Genomic DNA, 22,892 nt, shown 5'->3' with positions numbered 1-22,892 from the left:
TTTAGAAGGAAAGAGTGAGGGGCTGAGCGAAGTAGTACAGACAGAATATTGTTTCTGATACTTACTTCTGAGGTGCATATATGCGCTTGATGATTAAAGTCCTACATATAGCAATAGCTCTTACTCTCCTTCTGATAGGATATAGTTCAATTGTTGTATCAGCAACGACCCCATATCCATCCCAAGAAATTACCAGTTGGCAGATGAGATGGGGCGATGGAACCGAAAACAGCGGCATAGAGGTTCCACAGAATAATGACCAGCAGTATTGGATAAATGTGAATGCTACGAAGGAAATCCCACATCTGCCATCAGGCGTATCCACTTCTTGGACTCGTATTTCCATACCTAACTTTAGTTATATCTCCCCTTCAATCTACATTGATACTTTATATGCTCTTCATGTGAAGGTGTATGTGAACGACCGTTTGATCTTCGAGGAAGATCGTAATTATATTAAGGATAACTATTCTTTGTTGTTGCCTTTGAGTCAAAGCGATAGTGGGAAAACATTATACATTTGGACTGAAACGCTGCAGGATAGAATCGGAATTAAAAATGAAGTAGTGATCGGTGAACACAACCTGTTAATCAATGATTATATTAAAAATGGACTCAGCGATGTGATTTTGGGCTGTGCTTTTTTTCTTGTGGCTATCGTTCTATTTATAAGCTCTCTATACATTAATAGGGACTATTTTTCCAGTGTGGCTTCACTAGCCGTTGTAATAGGTTCAACCGGAATTCTTTCGATAACCTATTCTCCTTTTATTTATACCTTTTACAGCGATTTAGGCGCGATTAGTAATGTATTTCTTGATTTGGCTTTATTCTCACTTTTACCGGCGCTTACTCTTTTATTTGAAAAAATATTTGGCAGTGGAAAATATGGGATCGTTCGTCGTTTTCGTCAATTTCAAGTCATTTACTCCTCATTTTGTTTGCTATGTCTTTTGATCAATTTTCTATCGAATAATAGCTATATTGAGTTTTATTATTTTGTATCCACCACTATTATCGGGTTCATCCTCATCCTTCAGTTCATCTTGCTGATCGTATGTGTGATTATATTTTCGCTTAAAGGGAATAGGGACGCTATCATTTTTGCCATTGGCTTTGGAACGGCTGCATTTACTGTAGTGTCAGAGTTACTGTGGTATTACATTCATAAGGGGAACTATGATTTATTCTTGTGGAAGTGGGGCATTGTTGCCTTCATAATCTCCTTGATCGTAATTCTGGAGCGAAGACTAGCCTATAGCCATCAACAGGTTGTTAACTATTCTAAAGAATTAGAGCGTTTTAACAACGAATTGCAGCGTTCGGAAAAAATGGAAATTATTAGCGAGCTTGCTGCATCTGTTGCTCATGAAGTGCGGAATCCACTCCAGGTAACTAGGGGTTTCCTTCAGTTGCTTAGCGAGAAATCCGTAGGTGAAGAGGAAATATTTATGTCGATGGCCCTTAGTGAGCTGGATCGTGCTTCCGGGATCATTACGGATTTCTTAACCTTTGCAAAACCGGAATTTGAGACGATTTCCAGTCTGAATTTGTATAATGAATTTAAGCATATTGAGAGTATTATGCAGCCGCTTTGTCATTTAAATGGAGGAAAAATGATTCTCGATGTATCGGGCGAATTATGGGTGAAGGGGAATTCCTCAAAGTTTAAGCAAGCCTTCATCAACATTATCAAAAATAGCATTGAATCTTTCCGTGACGAAGGGTTTATCTATATGTCGGTGTATGCGGAAGAGGAGAACGTAATCATTCATATCAAAGACAACGGGGAAGGGATGGACGCGGATGTCCTGCACCGATTGGGAGAACCTTATTTCACTAAAAAGAATAAAGGGACAGGTCTTGGATTAATGGTCACTTTCCGTATCATCGAAGCTATGCAAGGTAAAGTGAAATTTACAAGCAAAAAAGGAGTGGGAACCGAATCCATCACCATACTGCCATTGGCAGAAGCTCCGGATGATTCTCACTCCTTAGGGGGTTAATCTTGTTGTCTTACCACGAACCGCGTGGTGCTGCGGTTGCCTTCAATACATCGGAAGTAGGACTTGGTGGAATTACAAGATAGAATTCGTTGGAGCCTTCTTCAACGGCTTTCAAGGTAACGCTGTCGGGAATGATTACGCCTAATGCTTCTTGGAGAGCCGCTTTTGGGTCTGAGAGTAGTCTTTTCTTGAAACTTGGATCTTCCCATGCCTTTTGAATGACTTGATTTCTAAGAATTGCTTCTGACATAATAATCACCCTTCCCAAATTGTATATATTTACCTTTAATAATATAACATAGCAAAACTACTAATACTATTCTTTTTATTACAAAATAATAGAATTAATGGACATTTTTTGACAACCAATGATATAATCCTCCGTTTAGCAAGAGCTGCTTGTCCGCTTCGATGGAATCAGAGATCTGCTGTAAGTTACTTACTAGCATGGAATGGAACGCAATAAGATGAGGGGCATCAAGGTCGGAAGCTGTAACTTTGTTATGTGTGTCGTGTGCTAATTGCGTATAGGTATGTAGACCATTCGCAGTGAATAGATAAAATTCGACCTCTTGCGAAGTGAGTTTAGCTGCACTGCTGTTTGGCAGATGTTTGCGAGTTAGGGAGAGAAGACAATTATAGTTGCCTGCGGATAAATCTTCTTTCCAGTCCTCATAGTCATCCAGCATTTGCAGTGTAAGCAAAACCGAATGGATAAGCTCTTCAGCTTGCGGCACTAAATCACTCTTTCCAGACATCAGAAGGGCAGCAGTGCTGGATAGCTTGAGCGGACTGGCTTTATAGGCAATTTTGACCCGATCATTAAGAAAATAGTCACTGGTATTTTCGTTGCTAACACTATCTGCCCACTCCATGATATAACGATTAAATAAGATCCAGAAAGCGGATGGCTCCGGAAATAGTATCCGGTAGATATTTAAAAATTCGACATAAAGCAAATTTGCCAAGGGCAATTTTTCGTATGCGGAGGATTCTTGGCTGTCCATCAGGTCATCCTGTATGAAGAAATACAACATAAAAAAGACGTTGCCCATCGACATCTGGCGAGTAACCTCTGCAGAGATTCCGCATCCCTTCTGCAGCCAAAAGGGTAAAAGATAACATATGTAGTTTTTGTGGCTTTCAGCGTTAAATACGTTAAAATGCTCAAGATAGGACATACCTTGTTGATTTAGAGGTTCTGGAAATTCGGAAATAATCCGTCTGCTTTCTTGGAATACCAAGCGTAGTTCATCTTCGTAGTCATTTAGCCAATCCATAACAACCCTCCTATAAAATTTTTACGAAAATGGTTCTTTTGCCCTGATTATAGCTTTCTCTTTATTCCATTACAACTAAAATTTAGGAGGTATTAGCAAATATGGAATGGTATACTTTCGGCCAAATGCTTATGGCGATTCGAATGGGTCAAAAGGCGGAAACACCGGATGGCCGCATGGTTATGCGTACCTCCACAGGACTTTTTTGGATAAACGGAATCCTGCAGGGAAAAGTGGTAGAAATCAAAGACTATCTGTTCTCTGACCTATGGCGAATCTATGAGGATGAGGAAAGCCAGCAGGAGGGAATTGGCAGGGAACAACACGAGCAACGTGAGCGGGAGATGCTTGAGAATCAATATGAAGAGCTGCGCTGGGCGAACCGAAAACGTTAGTTCAACGTTCGATTACCCAACAGCAGCTATATAGAGAATCTTAATAAGAGGGATTAGGAACTTACGGATGCGGAGAGCTCTGATTTTAATGCTTCATATTGACTACGCAGGCGTTGAAGTTTCGAGATACTTTGCTCCAAGCCGCCGAGCCGGTTGCGTTCCGTCCACAAGAGACGATATTGGTGAAGGAGTATATCAAGATCATTGATTTGCTTCGTAATCAGCGCAGGATCAAGCGAATCTGGTGCTGATGTCAACTGTAGCTTGATTCTGCCAAGCTGCACAGCATGCTTCACGAAATGGATGCCATTACTCAATTCTTTCAGCACAAGAGCAGCATCCTCGCATTGAAGATCTAGCCCCGATAGCCGCGCCTCAATGGAGAGCAGATATTCTTCGAGATGATTGAAGTGTTCCTCAGTAAGCTTCTCTATGATTAGGAAATTGTCCAGATGGGTACGCAGCAGCAGGGACATTTCTGCATCATTCGAACGGTTGATACTGGATTCAAGCTGATAGTAATTGCCGAGATCCAGGAGCAGCTGGCCAATTCCCTCAGAACGATCTGCAAAAATAAATCTATTTAAATACTGTGCAGTATCTGCTTCCAGATTATGATCTACACTCCAGGATAGGGCTGCGCCGTAGGCGAAGCCGGCATAGCTGACCGGCAGATGCTGCCAGTGTCCAAAATCTCCCCAATCGGTAATGAGATAACCGATAGCGCCGTTGTTTTTGCCATGAATAGCTGCACTGCGCAGATTGGCTAACATATTGTCCGTGCGTCCTGTAATGGAGTTCCATGAGCTGGTGCCTGGGCAGACATAAAAAGGAATACCTGCTTCACGGAATTTGAGCGTATCGGACTCGAAGGGATGCTCCGCGCTATAACCCCATTCCATAGCAATAATATCCTTAGGAAGCTGAGGAATCAGTTCGGGATGCTGGATAATGATATCGCCCCAGAATTGCATCGTTTTGCCACGTTTTGTAACCAACTCATAAATCTTTTGCAGGAATGATAAATAGAGTTGACCTTTGCCTTGAGTTTCTGCCAGAGCTTTATTTTTACCAAGACCGAGTTCATAGGTCTCATCGCAGCCTACATTAAATTGATTGGAGCTAAAGTAAGGCAGCAGATCGTCAAACATTTTGTCTAGCAGAGGTAGTACAGCAGGATCTTCGGTATCAAAAGTACCAGGGTGCATAAATAAGCCTTCTGGATAAACGTCTTGCGCATACAAATTCTTCGGAAGCATAAAGCCTTCGGGAATTTCAGCTAAAGCGTTGAATTCTGGACGAGAGAGCCAGCCCTCCATATGCCCAAAGCTGTTCTGATTGGGAACAAGCTCTATATAACGTGCTTTGCAATAGGCATCCAGAAGCAGGATTTCCTCTCCGGTAATTGGGGTTCCAAGCTCCCAGACTTGAGGGAAGGATTCATAAGCGAACGGAGCACCTTCTATATATAGCTGAAGTTCATTCATCTTCAAATCAGCCATAAGGTCAATGATCCGGTACAAGGTTTCTTGCTTCGGGATTTTATTGCGGCTGATATCTATGAGCAGGCCTCTGGCTCCAAAATCAGGTTCATCGCGAATATGCAACTGAGGTATAGATTTTCCACTTTGTTCTATGATTTGTTTCAGGGTTGCTGCTGCGTAGAAAGCGCCTACAGGAGAGCTATAGGAGACAACGATACCCTTCTGTTCGACAACAATCTCATAGGCCTGTGCAGATAATAATGGCATATAGTTAAAGTTACAGACAGATACAACGGTTGGACGTAAGCCAATGGATAAAGTCAGCTGCAGATTCAATGCTTGTGCAATCACTTCCTGTAGTTTTCGTGCAGCTGGCATGGCAGATTGTTCTTCCATATTAGGAAGCACGATGCTTCCGCTTGTTGGGAAATGGAAGGAGCCTTGTGACAATGTGATTTCACGCGGATTAGGGAAAAGCAGTAGTGTAGAATGATTAAGCATAGCGTGGACACCTCTTATTCATGTAGAATATGATCATCTTCACAATAACCTTATCACTACTAAACAAGGGGAGGAATGCCTATAATGTCCAAGCACATGGATTATATGATCAGTCCATATCCAATAAGAATTATTGATCCCAAGGTTGAATCCTCCAAGCTGAAGCTCAAGAATATAAGGGTGGGACAGGCAGGACATCTGCCAGGAAGAACGTTATTCCGTTCAGGTGTAGTTTTTGAGCACTGGGCCATTGTTTACATAGTGTCAGGTAGTGGCTCCTACATGGAGATTGGGGGAAAAGAGCAGCAGGTGCGTGAAGGCAGCTTATACTTTTTCCGCCCAGGTTACAGTTATAACTTTGGTCCACCACCGGGAGGCAGCTGGGATGAGTATTATATTAACTTTAATGGCACGCGTGTATCGGAATGGCTGGAATCGGGCCTCATAGCCGGGGGAAATGTTTTTCAAGCCCAATCTATAGTAGGTCTTACTACCTTATTTGAAGAAGTGCTGGAACGGATGGAGAGCGGAGAACCTGTAGATGCGGATCGGGCAGCATTATTGCTCGAAAGAATGCTGCTGGAGTGTTCTTTTATAATAGAAGAAAAAAGTTGGAATTCTCAGGCTGATTATATGCGTCAGATTCGGGAAGACCTGAACTTATGCATTTATGGTGAAATGGACCTAGAACAAATAGCGGCAAAACATCATGTTTCGATGTCTACACTTCGTCGTCTTGTTCGGCGCAGCAGTGGATACCCGCTTCATGAATATATTCACCGTCTAAAAATGGCGGAAGCCAAAAAGTTGCTTTTCAACACCTCATTACAAATTAAGGAAATTTCTAGTATGCTTCATTATAATGATCCGTTCTATTTTTCTCGTTTATTTAAAAAATATATGGGGATCGCACCCCAGCTTTGCCGGAATAACATTTAAATCGACATCATCCTACTAGAGTCCCAACAGCAATTGTTATAATTTGTATGATTGTTGTCGTTTTATAAGATATGTTGAAAATTATGGATTAATATTACATAAATACGTTAGTTCTTATTAACTATAGTGGATAAAATTCCAAATTTTAGTGATAAAACCTACTAAAAAAATAATAAATTTTTTGTAACTATTTTTCAAATGGAAGCGCAAACATGGGAAATGTCAACTTGTTATTGTGATTTTTCTCATGTATGATGCTTTTATCGAGCACAGTACAATCTTGCATTTTCCAAAAAACTGGAGAATAGGGTGGTGGGATGAAAATCAAACCAACTGCAGAAGACAAACTGATTGCGTATTACAGGTATTTTTCATTGTCCCTCACATCACTCATGTATCTTCTAGATCAGACGGGACCTTCCATAATTTATAAATCACTTATTATTGCTATACTTGTTATGTTTGCACAAACGTTCTCATTTTGTTATCGAAGGCTACGCAGCAGGCCGAAGACTCTCGTCCTGGCTGTTAGTATAGAGATGGTGGGAATTATCGCATTGACCTTGTTTACGGGTGGGTACGAAAGCTCTTTTAGGCTTTATGTGCTAAATCCTGTATTGATTGCTGCAGGCTCATTGTCCATTTATTTTGGATGGTCGTTGCTCTTAAGCTACATCAGTATTTTTGCGGTGCTCTGTTATTTTTTTATCAATTCTGCGAACAGAAATTTTCTGGAAATTGTATTTATAAATGGAAATCTGTTTCTAACACTGGTACTTACGGTTATAATAATGCAGATCGTTAATCGGATGAAGCGGCAACGTGAAGAATCGAATGCTCGCACGAAAGAGACGATGGAGCATATCAAATCCCTGTACCATATCGTGGAAACCTCAAGCCAACATGATTTCATGAATATCGGTCAAGTGATCACCGATTATGTTGTTAAGCTAACGAAGCTGGATAAGGCTTTGTTTTGGTTCGCCAAGAAAAGTGGAGAACCAGCTCCGCAGAGCAGGCAGACCGGCTGGCAGCAGGAAGAGGAACAGTTCCTATTCTCAGAACTGGGAAAACATGAGCATGAATGGAGATTGCAGCGAGAGCCTATTTTTAGAAATCTGCCGGGATTAGGAGATTTCCTGCTGATGCCTGTACGGATGAGCACCCGTTTTGTAGGGATGATTGGACTCAAGCTGGAGTCTACAGAGGGGCTGGAAGGCCGCAGATGGTATATTCAACAATTGATATTCTTATCTGAGCTAAGTGCGAATATTCTTGAAAGACATGAGCTTGGTGTGATCGAGAACCGGTTGATCATCACGAACGAACAGAACCGGATTGCGGATGAAATGCACGACAGTGTATCGCAGAGCCTTTTTGGTATTGTGTATGCGACGCATTCGCTGAAGGAATCGTGGAAGAGAATGTCAGATCATGAGCTAGAAGAACAAATTGAGCTTATTCATGATTCTGCTACAAAGGTTGCTAAAGAACTGCGGATCACGATCTACAGTCTTAGCTCCAAGAAGAGTGGCGGTCCTACTTGGTTGGGCATGGTAAGATCACATTTGAAGAGCTTATCCAGGTTAAATGATGTTGATATTGATTTAAAAATAACGGGCGATGATTTCAGTCTCCCTTATCCTTACCACAAAGCGCTTTTTCGGATTATCTCCGAAGCCACTGGTAATGCCATCAGGCATGGTGCTGCCAGTCGAGTGGATGTAGAACTGTCTCTAAAGCCGACTTGGATTCGATTATTGATTTGTGATAATGGTGTTGGTTTTGATACTGATTTGTTATGGATTGAATCTGAAGATAGTGTAAGCGGACTTGGCATGAAGAATATGCAATATTTGACCCAGTCGCTCGGCGGCGACTTTCAGTTGTCCAGTAATGAGAGCACAGGAACAAGAATTATGATTTCGATTCCTGTCGGTGTAGCTGAATTAAAGAATGCATAAACTTTAGGCGGGAGGTCGTTTCTGTGAAAATCGTCATTGTAGATGATCATCCTTTAGTTAGAAGAGGACTGGCATCTGTCATTTCAATGCAGCCGAATGTGCAGTTTGCAGGTGAGGCAACGAATGGCCAAGAAGCGCTTCTTGTGATTGAGGAGACGCAGCCTGATCTTGTATTGATTGATCTTAAGCTAGCAGATGAATCGGGATTGGATGTCATTAAGACAGCACGTGCTCGTGGTATCGTTAGTAAGTTCATTCTGTTGACGTCATCTGCGAGCAGAGAGGATTTCCTGAAGGCTGAAGAAGTACTGGTAGATGGATATGTACTGAAAGAGGCGTTGCCTGAGGAGTTACTGTTTGCTATCCAATTGGTGCACAAGGGAAGAAAGTATTACGATCCTGGTCTGATGGAAGATAAAATGCGCATGAGTGGAAGCAGCCCAACGGATGAATTGACACCCAAAGAAAAGGAAGTCCTGATCGAGCTGGGGCAGGGCGCATGCAACAGAGAAATTGCTTCACGTCTTTTCATTAGCGAATTTACGGTGAAAAAGCATGTCAGTCAGATTTTAGCAAAATTACAGGTGGCTGATCGTACACAGGCAGCGCTTTATGCAAATGCTGTCGGATTAACCAAATATGAAATGTCATACGAGTGAAAATTGAAATAATTCGTAAGCATTGTACATGAACACGGACAGGTTGTCCGTGTTTTTTTGTGCGTTAAAACTTAAATTAGCCCTATATATGGCACTAAAGTATACCTAATCCCCCTCTTAAGAGGTATAACGTCTTACTCCAAAGTGAAGAGGAAAGTGATGGTATGAGCCATGTGGCGAATGGTGTGGATTGATAGAATTAAAGCAACAACTGAAACTTTCATGAATGCTTTCAGAATGTAATTTTAGCGGAAGGAGGGTTACTGTGGAAAAGACGATTCTGGATTACATTAACCTGATTAAAAAAAGGTTTTGGCTCATCATGGTGTTCGTTTTGATCTCCTGTGCTACGACTTACTATGTTAGCAAAAACTTCGTTGAACCCGTCTATTCCGCTTCCGGACAGCTGCTTGTCAACAACATTGCCAAAGCTCCCGAGAGCAACAATCTTAACGATTTGAGCTTTAGCCTGAATTTAATTGAGAGTTACAAGGAAATTATGAAATCACCAACCATCATGAAAAGCGTAATAGAAAATCACCCGGAGTTTGGTCTCACGGCCGATGAACTAAGTCAGAAGCTTGAGATTAAAACTTCAGAGAAGAGTCAGGTGATCAACCTCAATGTTCAGGATGAAAGCTACACCAAAGCTGCCGGGATCGTAAATGCGGTATCGCAGACATTCATTCGTGAATTGCCGTCGCTGATGAGGGTAGACAATGTTACCTTGCTGACACCGGCCGATCCGACTGATGTTCCAGGGCCCTCGAACGGCGGGTTTGCGATGAATCTCATCATTAGCTTTGTTGTATCCCTTATGGCTGCCTTAGGAATTATTTTGCTGATGGAAACACTTAACGGCACATTAAGGTCTGAAAAGGAAGCGGAATATGACCTTGGTCTACCGGTAATTGCTTCGATCGCAACCATTCGCAAACGTGATTTGGGCAAGGCGGCAGGCGACACCAGAGTGAAGGAGGGTGCTTATGTTGCGGCTAAATAAGAGTCTGGTTACAGACGTTAATCCATCCTCGCATATCTCCGAATCGTTCCGATCACTGCGCACATATATACGTCAGCTTGAACTAGCGCAGGGCGGCGGAGGAAAAGTGCTGCTCTTTACATCAGCAGAAGCTGGGGCAGGCAAGACGACAATCTTGTCGAATCTCGCGGTTTCTTTCGTCCAGGACGGCAAGAAGGTAGCGGTGGTTGACTGCAATCTGAGACATCCCGGTCTTCATACCGTGTTTGAAGTAGAGGGGAGTGACGGGCTTGCGGCTTATTTAAGTGGGCAAGAGGAAGCAGATAACATCGCAGTCCTCGGAAACTTAGCCAATCTGTCAGTCATCCCGGCGGGAAAAACTCATGTTAGTCCGCCGGATTTGCTGGGGAACCCCAAAATGACCGCTTTGCTTGAGGAACTAAAAGAAAACTACGATCTGGTCCTGCTGGATTCTCCTTCGGCAGTCGATTTCAGTGATGCTCGTATATTGGCACCTCAAGCGGACGGCGTGATTCTGGTGGCCAGATACGGAAAGTCCAAACGGGAATCGATTCGCAAAGCGAAGACGCTGCTTGAACAGACCGGCTCTAATCTAATCGGAATTGCCATGAACCAGGCGAAGTAAATGTTTATGCTTTCGAAGTAAGTTTTGCTCGAAGTCAAATCATTGAAGCTAATGCTCACAAAACTTAAGTTTATGCTTTCGAAGTGAGTTTTGTACGAAGTCAAATCATTGAAGCTAATGCTCACAAAACTTTTAGGAGGTAAAGTGCGATGAAAAAGGTAAAAAAAGTAATCATACCCGCGGCAGGACTAGGTACGCGCTTTCTTCCCGCAACGAAAGCCATGCCTAAAGAAATGCTTCCGATTATCAATAAACCAACCATTCAATACATTGTTGAGGAGGCTATTGCTTCCGGTATTGAAGATATCATCATTGTTACTGGTAAAGGTAAAAGAGCCATTGAGGATCATTTTGACAATGCGTTTGAGCTGGAGTCTAGGCTTCTGGAAGATGGAAAGCTGGATCTGCTTAAAGAGGTTCAACGTTCAGCTAAGGTAGAAATTCACTATATCCGCCAGAAAGAACCGAAGGGTCTGGGGCATGCCGTATGGTGTGCAAGACGGTTTATCGGAGATGAGCCATTCGGTGTCATGTTAGGCGATGATATCGTCACAGGAGCCGTACCTTGCCTTAAGCAGCTGATTGATCAATATGAAGAAACACAAAACTCGGTTATCGGAGTTCAAGAGATTCCTGATGAATTCACGAATCGTTACGGTATTATTGAACCGGATTTGCAGGACGGTAAATTGTATCGGGTTAACAATTTTGTAGAGAAACCGCCACTAGGTACGGCACCTTCCAATCTTGCGATCATGGGCCGGTATGTGTTTACGCCGAAGATCTTTAAGTATCTCGATTTGATGGAAGAAGGCGCTGGCGGAGAGATCCAGTTGACAGATGCCATTCAGAAGCTGAATCAGAGCGAACGGGTATATGCCTATAATTTTGACGGAACAAGATATGATGTCGGCGAGCGGCTTGGATATATTTTGACAACACTTGAATTTGCACTGCAAAGCGAAGATTTGCGCTATCCGGTGATGGATGCAATGGCGGAATGGCTGAATAAAATGGGACAAACCAGCTTGAGTAGTTAAGTTGAGTTCGCAAAATTTTAGATGAGGAGGATGAGCATGCAAAAACTGCCGGAAGACTACGAGGCGGTCCTGCCGAAACTTTACATGCTGCATACCGATGAGAGAAGGAAAGAAGCAGAGTCCTATTTGATAATGAAACGGATGATCGATATCTTTTTTTCCGCTCTTGGTCTTCTCGTGTTAATGCCATTATTTGTTGTCGTGGCGATTCTGATCAAGCTGGAGGATCCGAAAGGAAAGGTGTTCTTTCGGCAAAACCGGGTTGGGAAGAATGAAAAGCAATTCCCGATGTATAAGTTCAGATCCATGGTCAGTAACGCTGAGGAGTTAAAAGAAAACCTGATGGCCTATAACGAAGTGAGCGGTGCCATGTTCAAGATTAAGAACGATCCGCGGATCACACAAATAGGGAGATTCCTGCGCAAGACGAGCATCGATGAGCTACCTCAGCTGTGGAATGTGCTGATAGGTCAAATGAGTCTGGTCGGTCCTCGTCCTCCGCTGCCAGAAGAGGTGGCTCAGTATACGGATTATGACAAACAGCGTTTGACGGTTACTCCAGGTTGTACCGGATATTGGCAAGTAAATGCCCGAAACAGTGTCGGCTTCGACGAAATGGTACAGCTGGACTTAACCTACATCCATATTCGGAGCACCATGCTGGATCTAAAAATCATTGCTAAAACCGGACTGATGTTACTCGGTTCAAAAGATGCTTATTAATAATGTGGAAATTAGGTGAATGCCGATGCGTGAATACGGAGACGTTCCTAAGCTTTCCATTATCATCTGTACCTACAACAGAGCACCTTTATTGATCAAGACGCTTCAGTCACTTTTAAAGCTGGATCACTTAGAGCAGGCGGAGATCATTGTTGTGGATAATTGTTCCAAGGATGATACTGAAGCTTGCGTCAAAAAGTTTATAGGAAAGCATGGAGCTGATGTGGATATCCGCTACATGATGGAGCCGATGCAGGGGCTTTCAGCGGCTAGAAATACAGGAATTCTGGCTTCCAAATCGCCGCTGATTGCCTTTCTCGATGATGATGCCATACCTTGCCAGCGTTGGATAACAACGATTGTCAGTACTTTCGAGAGTAAACCGGAGGTCATGGCTATGGGAGGCAAAATCGCTCCGATATTTGAAAGTAAACGTCCGGACTGGTTGATTAAACCCTTTGAGCTTCCGTACACGATTGTTGATTTAGGTAGCCGGATTAAGGAATATCCCAAGCAACTTCATCCTTGTGGGGCCAATATGGCGATGCGGAAGCTCGTATTCGACATCAGTCTTTTTCCCCTAGATCTCGGAAGAAAGGGTGATTCTCTGCTCTCTGGTGAAGAGACCTGGTTATTCGGACAGATTCAAAAAGAAGGGCATTCCATCCTCTACCATCCGGAAATGGCGGTTGACCATTTCGTTCCGGCGGCCCGCTTGACGGAAGACTGGATTATGAGGCGCTATTATAGCCAAGGCATCTCTAACGCTATGAAAAGCGAAGGACTAAAAGGCAAGCTGCTTCTAGTGGGAAAGACAGCCGCTAAGCTCGTGTATATCCTGGCTGATTCTATCCTCTCAAGAAGTAAAGGAAGAAGGCTTTTGAATAAATGCAGGCTGGAGAGTATTCGTGGAACGCTTCATATGATTCTCAATCGGGAGAGGCATTCCGCAGCGGGGTGAGGGATTAACATGACAAATTTTGAGTGGGGCTCCAAATTAAATGTTTTGCCATACGGGATGCTCTATCTCATGTCGGCCCTGTTCTTTGGAACGGCGGTCATCTACCAGCCGATGATTGCGATAGCTGCCGTGCTTCTGATTATTTTGCTGGGAATCTCGATTTCACGGCCTGAACTGATCAGTTATTTCGTTCTAATCACGACGGCAATATCGATTAACTTTTTATATGATGGCAGCATGTTCGGAATGGAGATACTGTCCCTTTATAAATTGGTTATCGTGATGCTGCTTGTTCCTTGTATTCTGGTCAATGGCTTGCGGTTTCGTCTGAGTCACCCCTTGTGGGCAATGGTAGCGCTGCTGGTGATTACCTTTGGGTCTTCGATCTGGCTGCCGGAAATGACCTCATCCATTGCAGTTAAAGCTTTTATCGGTCTATCCATTCCATTCGTATTTTTATTAATCAACTGGAAAAAGAATGTAGCCGAGCTGCAAATCAAAATTATCTGTATGCTTCCCCTTGTTAGTGTAGTGGTTGGTTTGTTGCTGCAGCTTGCGCATGTTCATAATTTTCTCAACATCGAGTATACAGGCGCTGTACGGATTCAGGGGGCTAATATTCCTGCGCATCTAGCGATGCTGGCCTTTATGGGAGTAGCGATTCCATTTATAGAGGTGAAGCGGAATCCGCAGCAAGCACGCTTTTTCTATATCATGTTAGTTCTAAATTTCTTTATCTTGATTGGAACAGGAACAAGAGGGCCTATATTGGCACTTGGACTTACCGTTCTCTATTACTTCTATGATATTCTCCGCCAATATTTGAAGGGCAGAACCTATCTGCTAATTCCGTTGATGGGTGCATTTTTCCTGATTATGGTCGCCGTTTTCTGGCAGCTCGATAATTTTGAGAAACGTTCCTTTGAGAGACAGACAGATACGGCTGTTGATTTATCAGGAAGGTCAGAGGCATGGGAGTATTTCTTAAACAAGGCTGCGGACTCTCCTTGGTCTGGTAGAGGGCTTGGAGCAGTGACGGTAGCAAATGATGGAACATTGTATAAGGGTTTTGTAGTTCCGCACAACGAGTATATCCGCTTTTACTTCGATGGGGGATATATTGGCGCTATTCTGTTGATGTTCTCTTTATTGGCTGTATTTATTCTGGTGTACAGAGCATTGGCTCCGCCGATCAAACCTTATTATCTGTTATTTATTGCAGCGTTTTTAATCTACTCATTCTCCGATAACACGCTGTCGACGGTCCAATTTATTATTCCGTTCTGTTGGTACCTGAACTGCCTGTATCGATCTTCACAGCCAACCGATTCCCCACAAAAAGAAGTGATACGATGAGTCAAGTGAATATGTTCGATGTCAATTTTGATAACTATGATTTCATGGATTTGCTTGATTACATTGATAAAACCATTCAGGAGAGGAATCAGTCTTATATCCTCACTTGCAATGTAGATCATGTGATCAAGCTTCGTAAGGATAAAGAATTTCAAACGGTATATTCGAAGGCAGGCGCAGTTGTTGCTGACGGAATGCCACTGATCTGGGCATCCAAAATGCTAGGCAAGCCGCTTAAGCAGAAGGTATCCGGCGCGGATCTATTTAATCGATTGGGCAACGCCTTTGAGCAAAGGAAGTACCGGCTGTTCTTCTTAGGCTCAGCTGAAGGCGTGGCGGAACGGGCAGCAATGAATTTGAAAACAGCGCATCCCGGAATAAATGTGGTTGGCTGTTATTCTCCATCCTATGGATTCGAGCACAATGAGGAGGAGAATGAACGCATTATAGAAATGCTGACAGAGTGCCAGCCAGATATCGTGTTTGTTGGTGTAGGAGCGCCTAAGCAGGAAAAGTGGATTTATCGCCACTATACCTCTTATCAAGCTCCGATATCGATCGGAGTGGGAGCGACCTTTGATTTTCTGTCAGGCTCAGTGAAACGAGCACCTAGCTTCATGCAAAAAACAGGGTTCGAATGGTTCTGGCGGCTTAGCCAGGAGCCGGGTCGGCTCTGGAAAAGATATCTTGTGGACGATGCACAATTTCTACTTTTATTACTTAAGGAACTGCGTAAGCGGGATAAGGTGAAGGAAGGAGGCTTGGAATGAGTGTATTTACGCCCCCATCACTTAGGTTCATCAAGACAGCTGGATTAATAGGGGGGACTGCTGCTGTAGGTGTCTCTCTTCCGCTGATCATTGGCTTCTCCAGTGCGATGCTGAGTTCATCGAACAGTCTGCAGGGAGCCATTCTCTCAGCCATCCTATTCCCGGCTTTCTTGTTAGCCATACTTAGACCGAAAATGCTGGTTGCTTATACCTTGCTAATCTGGGCCGTAGCTCCAGAGCTGCGCCGCATTGCTGACTGGTCAGAAGGAGTTTATCACTCTGTATCCTTGCTGAGCTTAGCTCCCTTGTTAACCGGTGTAACCTTGATCATTCCGCTGCTGAAGGAGATTCATAATATTCAAAAAGCCTCCACGCGGATCATGTTAATGTTCGCAGTTGCGCTGGGTTATGGTGCTTTAATCGGTTTGGCTAAGAATGGCATGGGCTCAGTTTATGACTTAGCGAATTATATTGTGCCACTGCTGTTATTGCCGTACTTTGCCGTCACGAAGTTCAAGCCGAAGGATATCGATCGATTGCTTACTGCTTTTGCCAATATTGCAGTCCTAGTTGCCATTTATGGGATTGTTCAGTATTTGACAGTGCCACCTTGGGATGTGTTCTGGATGAAACATGCGGACATGATGTCCATCGGAAATCCATATCCATTGGAAATCCGAGTGTTCTCTACGCTGAATTCGCCCGGACCGGCAGCAACATTCTTAGCGTTTGCTTTAGTTCCGATGATACTGGAGAAAAAATGGCGGGGAACATTGCGCTGGATCGGCGTTCTGCTAGTTGTAATTTGCCTGCTGACTACTTTAGTACGTGCGGCATGGCTGATACTTCTGGTGATGCTGCTCATGTACATTGGAACCTCTCCTTCTAAGGGAAAGTGGAAAACCTTGATCCAATTAGTTTTTGTGGCTGCTGCGTTGTTCTGGGTTGTGCCGAAATTGCCTGGCGCCGAAGGACTGGTTGCTCGGGTAGAGACACTATCTTCTGTTCAGGAAGATCACTCTTATAATGAACGGCTAAGCTTATGGCAAAACATGCTGCCGATGGTCGCTGCCAATCCAGTAGGTCAGGGAATTGGTAGTGTAGGCCAAGGGACTAAGCTTGGTAATGACGGCGAGCTTGGAGAGTACGGAATTATGGATAACGGAGTTATCGCTTTACTGCTTACCTTTGGTGTTCTGGGTGCTGTTTTCTTCTTCGGAGCTTTAGGCGCAGTTGTCAAACAGATATTCGCTAGAGTAATCAGCAGGGACCAATTGCAGCCCTACGCCCGACTTGCGTTAGCTACTTGGACCGGTGCGATTGTCAGTCTAGTTTCAGATAATGGGTTTCCCGGACTCAAGGGATACTTAATCTGGATGCTGATCGGTCTTGGCCTCAGCGCAAGGGAGATTACTCAAAGTAGAAGGAAGGGAACACCGTATGCAGCAGTTGAATGCAAAATCTCTCCCCGCTAGAACAATCTGGTCATCTTTTAGACTGTTCGCCAAGAGCAAGGACAACAGCTCGGCAGCCGTAAAAACTATGTTTGTCAGTGTCATGATCCTATTGATTAACATGTTAACTGGTGTACTGACCGCCCGTTATCTTGGACCGACAGGTCGTGGGGAACAGACGGCGATGATTAACTGGTCACAGTTTCTGGCGTTTAGCATGAGCTTTGGCATTCCTTCAGCTCTCATCTATAACGCTAAGAAAAACCCGGAGGATGCCGGAGTGCTTTATCGTATGGCGTTGCTGCTCGGTACCATTTTTGGGGTCATAGCGATGATTATAGGTATCGTGGTCTTACCTTATTGGCTGAAGTCATTCAGTCCGGAGGTCGTGACCTTTGCTCAGTGGTCTATGATTCTGTGTCCGATTATAGCGATCTCTCAAATTAACAATGCAGCTTTTCAATTCAGAGGAGAATACAAGAGATTTAACTGGATTCGCTATCTAGTGCCATTGCTTACACTGACGATGATCGGGATATTGATCGCGCTGGATCAGATGAATCCTTTTACAACTGCAGTTGCCTATCTCCTTCCGGGGGCGCCGCTGTTTATCGGAATGACGATTTCCTTGCTTCGCACCTATAAGGTGAAGATGAGAGGGGCCTATCAGAATTTAAAAAGATTGTTCACTTACGGGCTGGGTTCCTACGGCAATGACTTGCTTGGCAATTTCTCTACCTATATCGATCAGATTGTAATTGCCGGTTTGTTAAGACCTGCTGATTTGGGGCTGTATGTAGTGGCTGTGAGTCTATCGCGGATGGTTAATTTTTTCTCAAGTTCGATTACGATCGTCTTGTTTCCTAAGGCTTCTGAGCTGTCAAAAGAACAGGCAGTTGAGTTAACATTCAAAGCCTTTCGAATAAGTACGACCTTCACCATGCTTGGCGGAGTAGTTCTGATGCTCTTAGCCCCTTTAGTAATTCCGTTGATGTACGGCAAAGACTTCAATGCGGCATTAACCGTGTTTCGTTTGTTGCTCCTTGAAGTGACTATTAGCGGGGGGACGATCATTCTGGCGCAGGCCTTTATGGCGCTAGGCAAGCCGAAAATTGTTTCGATGCTTCAAGGTTTTGGCTTACTCTTGGTTATCCCAATGTTGTTCCTGCTCATCCCTAAATTTGGCTTACTCGGAGCAGGGATAGCGATGTTGTCATCAGCAATCCTGCGATTTTTCTTCATTGTTCTCAATATAAAGTACACCTTAAAAGTTAAACTTCCGCGGCTGCTTATTACCCGGGAGGACATTCAGTGGATGAAGACGACGATGAATTCTTACATTCGCAAGAAACCTATGGATATGAATGGATAATGCGAAAGATAAAGGAGGAAACCTTCATGGATTCAGTAAAAAGCGTGGTAGGCGGCCAAGGCAATTATCCAATATCGGCTGTCATCATCGCTCAGGATGACGAAGTTCGAATATCTAAGGCCATACAATCCTGCAGGTTATTCGCCGACGAGGTGGTTGTGATTGACGGAGGCAGCAAAGACGGGACAGTACAGCTTTCTGAAAGCTTGAATTGTCGAGTATACGTCAACCCTTGGCCCGGATATGCGAAACAGAGGGAGTTCGGAGTAGAACGCGCGGTTCATGATTGGGTCTTCCTTATTGATACTGACGAAGTGGTCAGCGACGAGTTGGCCGCAAGTATTCTTGAACTGAAACCGGGGCTTATGGATCAATCGGTTGCCTATTCTATCTACCGGATCGGTGATTTTATGGGCAGATGGCTGGATCGTGGCGAATATCTAGTGCGCCTATACAACCGCAAAGCATATGGAATTCGAAATAGCTTGGTGCACGAGATGCCCGAGGTCTCAGAAGAGCGAACCATACGTTTGACAGGAACCCTCTGGCATTATGGTTACCGCAGTATTAACGATCATGTGGCACGTTTCAATAAGTATACTGACTTGGAAGCTGAAAGTGCGTATGCCAAGGGCAAACGATTTCGGGTCAGTCATCTGCTGTTAAGACCACCAGCCCGTTTCCTGCAAAAGTATTTCTTACATGGGTTGTTCAAGAAGGGAATGTCAGGCTTCGGTGTATCCGTATTCTGGGTCATGTATGAATTCATGGTCGGCTTCAAGCATTACGAATTAATTAGATCGGGAAAGCTGACTCAGCACAATGCGAAGACGAGTCAGACCGAGAAGGAGAATAAAGGAGAGAGAAGCTATGCCGTACAGTGACGGATTGAACATTATGACGACAGGCCTTAGCTGGCCGTCGCTACAGCCGGGTGGGCTTAACACGTATTTCAAATCCGTTTGCGAGCAACTCTCCTCACGTAATCGGGTGCATGCGCTGATTTGCAGTCAAGAGACGCCTGCTACCCCTGAGGAATTGATTATTCACAATGCCGGAGATCCAAAAGATGGGATCTGGAAACGTAAGGATGCTTTCCAGCGTAAGGCGGCCGATCTGATGGGAGAGGGCAGTGGCCGTATAGATATTTTATACACTCACTTTGCTCCTTATGGTATTGGTCCAGCCTTGGAAGCAAAGAAACGTGGGATTCCTGTAGTGATGACTTTTCATGGCCCATGGAATGAAGAAATGAAAATCGAAGGTCAAGGCATTAAGCACCGGGTCAAAACAACCATCGCCAAATCCATTGAACATAGAGCCTATAAGCTAGCGGATAAGTTCATCGTGCTTAGTGAGACGTTCCGCGATATTCTCCATAAGCTGCACGGAGTGCCACTACACAAAATTATTGTGATTCCAGGCGCAGCTAATGTGGAACGTTTTATCCCCGCTACGAATCGATTGGCGATTCGCCGGACCTTGAATTTACCTGAGGGAGCAACAACCGTGCTGACTGTCCGGCGTTTGGTCAATCGGATGGGACTACTCCAGCTGCTTGAAGCCTGGAAGCAAGTTGCGGAGCGATTCCCAAATGCAATTCTGCTGATTGGTGGTAAAGGGCCGTTGCGGGGGGAACTGGAAGAAAAGATCGCCGACTATGGCTTAAGCAACAAGGTAAGGCTGCTAGGCTACATTCCTGATCATGAACTAGCCTCTTATTATCAGGCAGCGGACATGTTCGTGGTTCCCTCACAGGCATTGGAGGGCTTTGGATTGATTACCGTTGAAGCCTTATCTTCAGGATTGCCAGTGATGGCTACACCGATTGGCGGCAATAAGGAGATTTTGCAAGGCTTCCGGCCGGAATTGCTATTTAAGAGTTCAAGTAGCGACCACATGGCCGAAGGCATGATCCATATGCTTAGCAATCGAAAGCTGCTTCCGAGCCGTGATGAATGTAGAGAGCATGTACTAGAGAGATATACTTGGGAGCATGTTACGGATCAAGTAGAATCCGTGTTCCTACAAGCCTTAGGAGAGGAGGTGACCACGTAATGCTTAGAGTGGCCTATATAGATCACACTGCTAAATGGAGTGGTGGAGAAGTTGCCCTGTTTAACATCCTTACCCATATTGGAGAACAGATCGATCCACTGGTAATTCTGGCTGAGGATGGTGCGCTGGCTGAACGGCTACGTGAAAAAGGGATGGATGTCCGTATTATTCCGCTGGATGAGAGCATCAGAAGTCGTGGTAGAAATGCAGTCAACTTGGGAGCACCTGCTGCAGCCTTCAAGCTGTTGGCTTATGGCCGCAAGCTTGCGCCGCTCTTAAAAGCGGAGAAGGTAGATTGCGTGCACACCAATTCCCTGAAATCTGCATTATACGGAGCCATCGCTGCAAAAATAGCAGGCGTTCCATTGATCTGGCATATCCGGGATCATATTGGAGCCCCTTATTTAAAGCCTATCGTTGCCAAAGGAATTCGTTTGCTGTCGCGACTGCTCCCAAATGGAGTCATCGCGAATTCACATTCTACGCTGAATGCTTTGGAGCTGCCGCGTTCCAAAAAAACGCTGGTCGTATACTCCGCTTTCGCTAAAGCGATTGGTAATGGGATCGGCATGCGGGACCAGAAGAATTTTAACGTACTGCTAGTTGGTCGATTGGCGCATTGGAAAGGTCAGCATATTGTGCTGGAAGCCGCAAAAAGCTTTAAGAACGAACCTCGTGTGAAGTTCTGGCTGGCCGGAGACGCTCTGTTTGGAGAAGAGGCTTATAAGCAGGAATTGCTGCAAAAGATAAAAAACGACGAGCTTACTAATGTAAGCATGCTAGGGCATGTGGATGATATTCAAGGCCTTATGAATACTGCTGATTTACTGATTCACACTTCGGTAACTCCTGAGCCTTTTGGCCAAGTTATCGTTGAAGGAATGGCAGCGGGATTACCGGTGATCGCCTCCAATGAAGGCGGGCCGGTAGAAATTGTAGTTCAAGGTGAGACAGGATTACTGATAGAGCCTGGTGACGCGGCGATACTGGCAGACTCCATTAAATGGATGCTGGATCACCCAGAGGAAAGACGGCGGATGGCGGACAATGGGATGAAACGAGTGAAAGAGCATTTTGTTATCGAGAATACGGTCAAGGACATCGTTGACTACTATAAAGGTTTGTTGGCGGGCACCTGACAGATGATATGACGCGGTAATTCTGAAGATGATGCTCCATAAAACTTTGAGGATGATTCACATGAAAATTGCGATAGCGCACGATTACTTAATCCAAATGGGCGGCGCGGAAAGAGTGGTGGAAGTCTTTCATCACATGTATCCCGAGGCTCCAATCTACACAACGGTTTTTAACGGAAGCCGCCTTACTGACAATCTCAAAGATGCGGATATCCGTGCCTCCTGGCTGCAAAAGATTCCGGGAGTAAAGACCAATTTTAAAGGGGTGCTGCCACTTTATCCAATGGCCATCCGTGATTTGGACTTTCGCGGTTTCGATATCGTCCTGAGTTCCAGCAGTGCTTTTATGAAAAGTATTCAGGTTCCTAAACATACGTTTCATCTTTGTTACTGCCATACGCCTATGCGCTTCGCATGGGACTATGACACCTATATGGAACGTCAGTCGAATTCCGGGCTGTTCAAGAAAATGCTTAAGGTATACATGCAGCAGCTTAAAACGTGGGACCAACGGACTTCCAAAAATGTGAATCAGTTCGTAGCCAATTCTTCAGTAGTGAAGACGAGGATTCAGAATTATTATCACCGGGATGCAGATGTCATATTTCCACCGATTAATACAGCCCGGTTTACAAGCTCTTCTACCATTGGTGACTATTATTTAATTGTCTCCCGGCTTGTTTCCTACAAGCGGATTGATCTGGCGGTAGAGGCTTTCAATCGTAACGGTCTTAAGCTTTATATCGTAGGGGATGGACCGGATCGCAAGCGCCTCGAAGGCATGGCTAAGGATAATGTATCGTTTCTGGGCCGGCTAGAAGATGAGCAAGTGACTGGAATGATGGCACAGTGTCGAGCATTTATTTTTCCAGGAGAAGAGGACTTTGGAATTACACCGCTGGAAGCGAACGCTGCAGGAAGACCGGTAATTGCTTATCAAGCAGGTGGCGCACTAGATACTATTATTCCTTATGTAAATGGTGTGTTCTTTCAGCATCAAGAAGTGGAGGATCTACTTAAGGCTATTTATGAGGTAGAGTCCTACGCTTGGGATATCGATCAAATTATGGAGCATGCACGTAAATTCGATGAGCAGGCGTTTATGGTTAAGTTCAAGCAGTATGTTGAGCAGGCGTACGTCAATTTTCTAAAAGGAGGATGAT

Annotated in this window: 21 protein-coding genes; 18 read left to right on the top strand and 3 right to left on the bottom strand. The window is 44.4% G+C overall.

What is annotated here, in order from left to right:
* Positions 1–89 precede the first annotated feature (89 nt).
* Positions 90–2,006, top strand: coding sequence for a sensor histidine kinase (locus tag MHH49_RS05150; RefSeq protein WP_280753537.1), 1,917 nt, complete (start codon positions 90–92; stop codon positions 2,004–2,006).
* A 10-nt stretch (positions 2,007–2,016) separates the two neighbouring features.
* Here MHH49_RS05150 and MHH49_RS05145 read toward each other — a convergent pair whose 3' ends face one another.
* Positions 2,017–2,256: an NHLP leader peptide family RiPP precursor gene (locus tag MHH49_RS05145; RefSeq protein WP_170914256.1), complete on the bottom strand. Its 240-nt coding sequence runs from the start codon at positions 2,254–2,256 to the stop codon at positions 2,017–2,019.
* A 94-nt stretch (positions 2,257–2,350) separates the two neighbouring features.
* Positions 2,351–3,286, bottom strand: a complete 936-nt coding sequence (locus MHH49_RS05140; protein ID WP_076218272.1) for a hypothetical protein — start codon at positions 3,284–3,286, stop codon at positions 2,351–2,353.
* A 101-nt stretch (positions 3,287–3,387) separates the two neighbouring features.
* Here MHH49_RS05140 and MHH49_RS05135 point away from each other — a divergent pair, with 101 nt between their 5' ends.
* Positions 3,388–3,681: a hypothetical protein gene (locus MHH49_RS05135; protein WP_076137149.1), complete on the top strand. Its 294-nt coding sequence runs from the start codon at positions 3,388–3,390 to the stop codon at positions 3,679–3,681.
* Between the two features lie 53 nt (positions 3,682–3,734).
* Here MHH49_RS05135 and MHH49_RS05130 read toward each other — a convergent pair whose 3' ends face one another.
* Positions 3,735–5,666 carry a glycoside hydrolase family 20 zincin-like fold domain-containing protein gene (locus MHH49_RS05130; RefSeq protein ID WP_341137950.1) on the bottom strand — a complete coding sequence of 644 codons (1,932 nt, stop codon included), beginning with the start codon at positions 5,664–5,666 and terminating at the stop codon, positions 3,735–3,737.
* Positions 5,667–5,750: 84 nt separating this feature from the next.
* Between MHH49_RS05130 and MHH49_RS05125 the strand changes: the two genes are divergently transcribed.
* The 16 genes from MHH49_RS05125 (at position 5,751) to MHH49_RS05050 (ending at position 22,891) form a co-directional block, all read left to right on the top strand.
* The gene (locus MHH49_RS05125; RefSeq protein ID WP_038568894.1) at positions 5,751–6,605 is read left to right on the top strand and encodes a helix-turn-helix transcriptional regulator; all 855 of its coding nucleotides are present in this window, start codon (positions 5,751–5,753) and stop codon (positions 6,603–6,605) included.
* A gap of 317 nt (positions 6,606–6,922) precedes the next feature.
* Entirely contained in the window at positions 6,923–8,569 is a 1,647-nt protein-coding gene (locus MHH49_RS05120) for a sensor histidine kinase (RefSeq protein ID WP_076137153.1), read from the top strand.
* Positions 8,570–8,592: 23 nt separating this feature from the next.
* Positions 8,593–9,228, top strand: a complete 636-nt coding sequence (locus tag MHH49_RS05115; RefSeq protein ID WP_036676623.1) for a response regulator — start codon at positions 8,593–8,595, stop codon at positions 9,226–9,228.
* Between the two features lie 265 nt (positions 9,229–9,493).
* Entirely contained in the window at positions 9,494–10,231 is a 738-nt protein-coding gene (locus MHH49_RS05110) for a YveK family protein (RefSeq protein WP_076129269.1), read from the top strand.
* The gene (locus MHH49_RS05105) at positions 10,215–10,856 is read left to right on the top strand and encodes a CpsD/CapB family tyrosine-protein kinase (RefSeq protein ID WP_341137949.1); all 642 of its coding nucleotides are present in this window, start codon (positions 10,215–10,217) and stop codon (positions 10,854–10,856) included. The genes MHH49_RS05110 and MHH49_RS05105 overlap by 17 nt, the downstream gene beginning before the upstream one ends.
* 149 nt (positions 10,857–11,005) lie before the next feature.
* Positions 11,006–11,896: a UTP--glucose-1-phosphate uridylyltransferase GalU gene (galU, locus tag MHH49_RS05100; RefSeq protein WP_042185171.1), complete on the top strand. Its 891-nt coding sequence runs from the start codon at positions 11,006–11,008 to the stop codon at positions 11,894–11,896.
* A 30-nt stretch (positions 11,897–11,926) separates the two neighbouring features.
* A complete protein-coding gene (locus MHH49_RS05095) occupies positions 11,927–12,619 on the top strand; it encodes a sugar transferase (protein WP_076129267.1) in 693 nt (230 codons plus the stop codon).
* A gap of 25 nt (positions 12,620–12,644) precedes the next feature.
* Complete coding sequence (locus MHH49_RS05090) at positions 12,645–13,580, top strand: glycosyltransferase (RefSeq protein ID WP_036676610.1); 936 nt, start codon at positions 12,645–12,647, stop codon at positions 13,578–13,580.
* 9 nt (positions 13,581–13,589) lie between these two features.
* The gene (locus tag MHH49_RS05085; RefSeq protein WP_036676609.1) at positions 13,590–14,936 is read left to right on the top strand and encodes an O-antigen ligase family protein; all 1,347 of its coding nucleotides are present in this window, start codon (positions 13,590–13,592) and stop codon (positions 14,934–14,936) included.
* Complete coding sequence (locus MHH49_RS05080) at positions 14,933–15,706, top strand: WecB/TagA/CpsF family glycosyltransferase (RefSeq protein ID WP_036676606.1); 774 nt, start codon at positions 14,933–14,935, stop codon at positions 15,704–15,706. Before MHH49_RS05085 ends, MHH49_RS05080 begins: the two co-directional genes overlap by 4 nt.
* Positions 15,703–17,181, top strand: coding sequence for an O-antigen ligase family protein (locus MHH49_RS05075; RefSeq protein ID WP_036676604.1), 1,479 nt, complete (start codon positions 15,703–15,705; stop codon positions 17,179–17,181). Before MHH49_RS05080 ends, MHH49_RS05075 begins: the two co-directional genes overlap by 4 nt.
* Positions 17,147–18,532, top strand: coding sequence for an oligosaccharide flippase family protein (locus MHH49_RS05070; protein ID WP_036676601.1), 1,386 nt, complete (start codon positions 17,147–17,149; stop codon positions 18,530–18,532). The genes MHH49_RS05075 and MHH49_RS05070 overlap by 35 nt, the downstream gene beginning before the upstream one ends.
* Before the next feature lie 26 nt (positions 18,533–18,558).
* On the top strand, positions 18,559–19,416 hold the full coding sequence (locus tag MHH49_RS05065) for a glycosyltransferase family 2 protein (RefSeq protein WP_038568901.1): 858 nt from the start codon (positions 18,559–18,561) through the stop codon (positions 19,414–19,416).
* Positions 19,403–20,590: a glycosyltransferase family 4 protein gene (locus MHH49_RS05060; RefSeq protein WP_036676596.1), complete on the top strand. Its 1,188-nt coding sequence runs from the start codon at positions 19,403–19,405 to the stop codon at positions 20,588–20,590. Before MHH49_RS05065 ends, MHH49_RS05060 begins: the two co-directional genes overlap by 14 nt.
* Positions 20,590–21,729: a glycosyltransferase family 4 protein gene (locus tag MHH49_RS05055; protein ID WP_076104221.1), complete on the top strand. Its 1,140-nt coding sequence runs from the start codon at positions 20,590–20,592 to the stop codon at positions 21,727–21,729. Before MHH49_RS05060 ends, MHH49_RS05055 begins: the two co-directional genes overlap by 1 nt.
* A 61-nt stretch (positions 21,730–21,790) precedes the next feature.
* On the top strand, positions 21,791–22,891 hold the full coding sequence (locus MHH49_RS05050; RefSeq protein ID WP_036676592.1) for a glycosyltransferase: 1,101 nt from the start codon (positions 21,791–21,793) through the stop codon (positions 22,889–22,891).
* The last annotated feature ends 1 nt before the right edge of the window (position 22,892 follow it).

The organism is Paenibacillus sp. FSL F4-0122, from assembly GCF_038002845.1.
GTDB classification, from domain to species: Bacteria; Bacillota; Bacilli; order Paenibacillales; family Paenibacillaceae; genus Paenibacillus_AQ; species Paenibacillus_AQ odorifer.
This window is presented reverse-complemented; position numbering and strand designations above follow the sequence as displayed.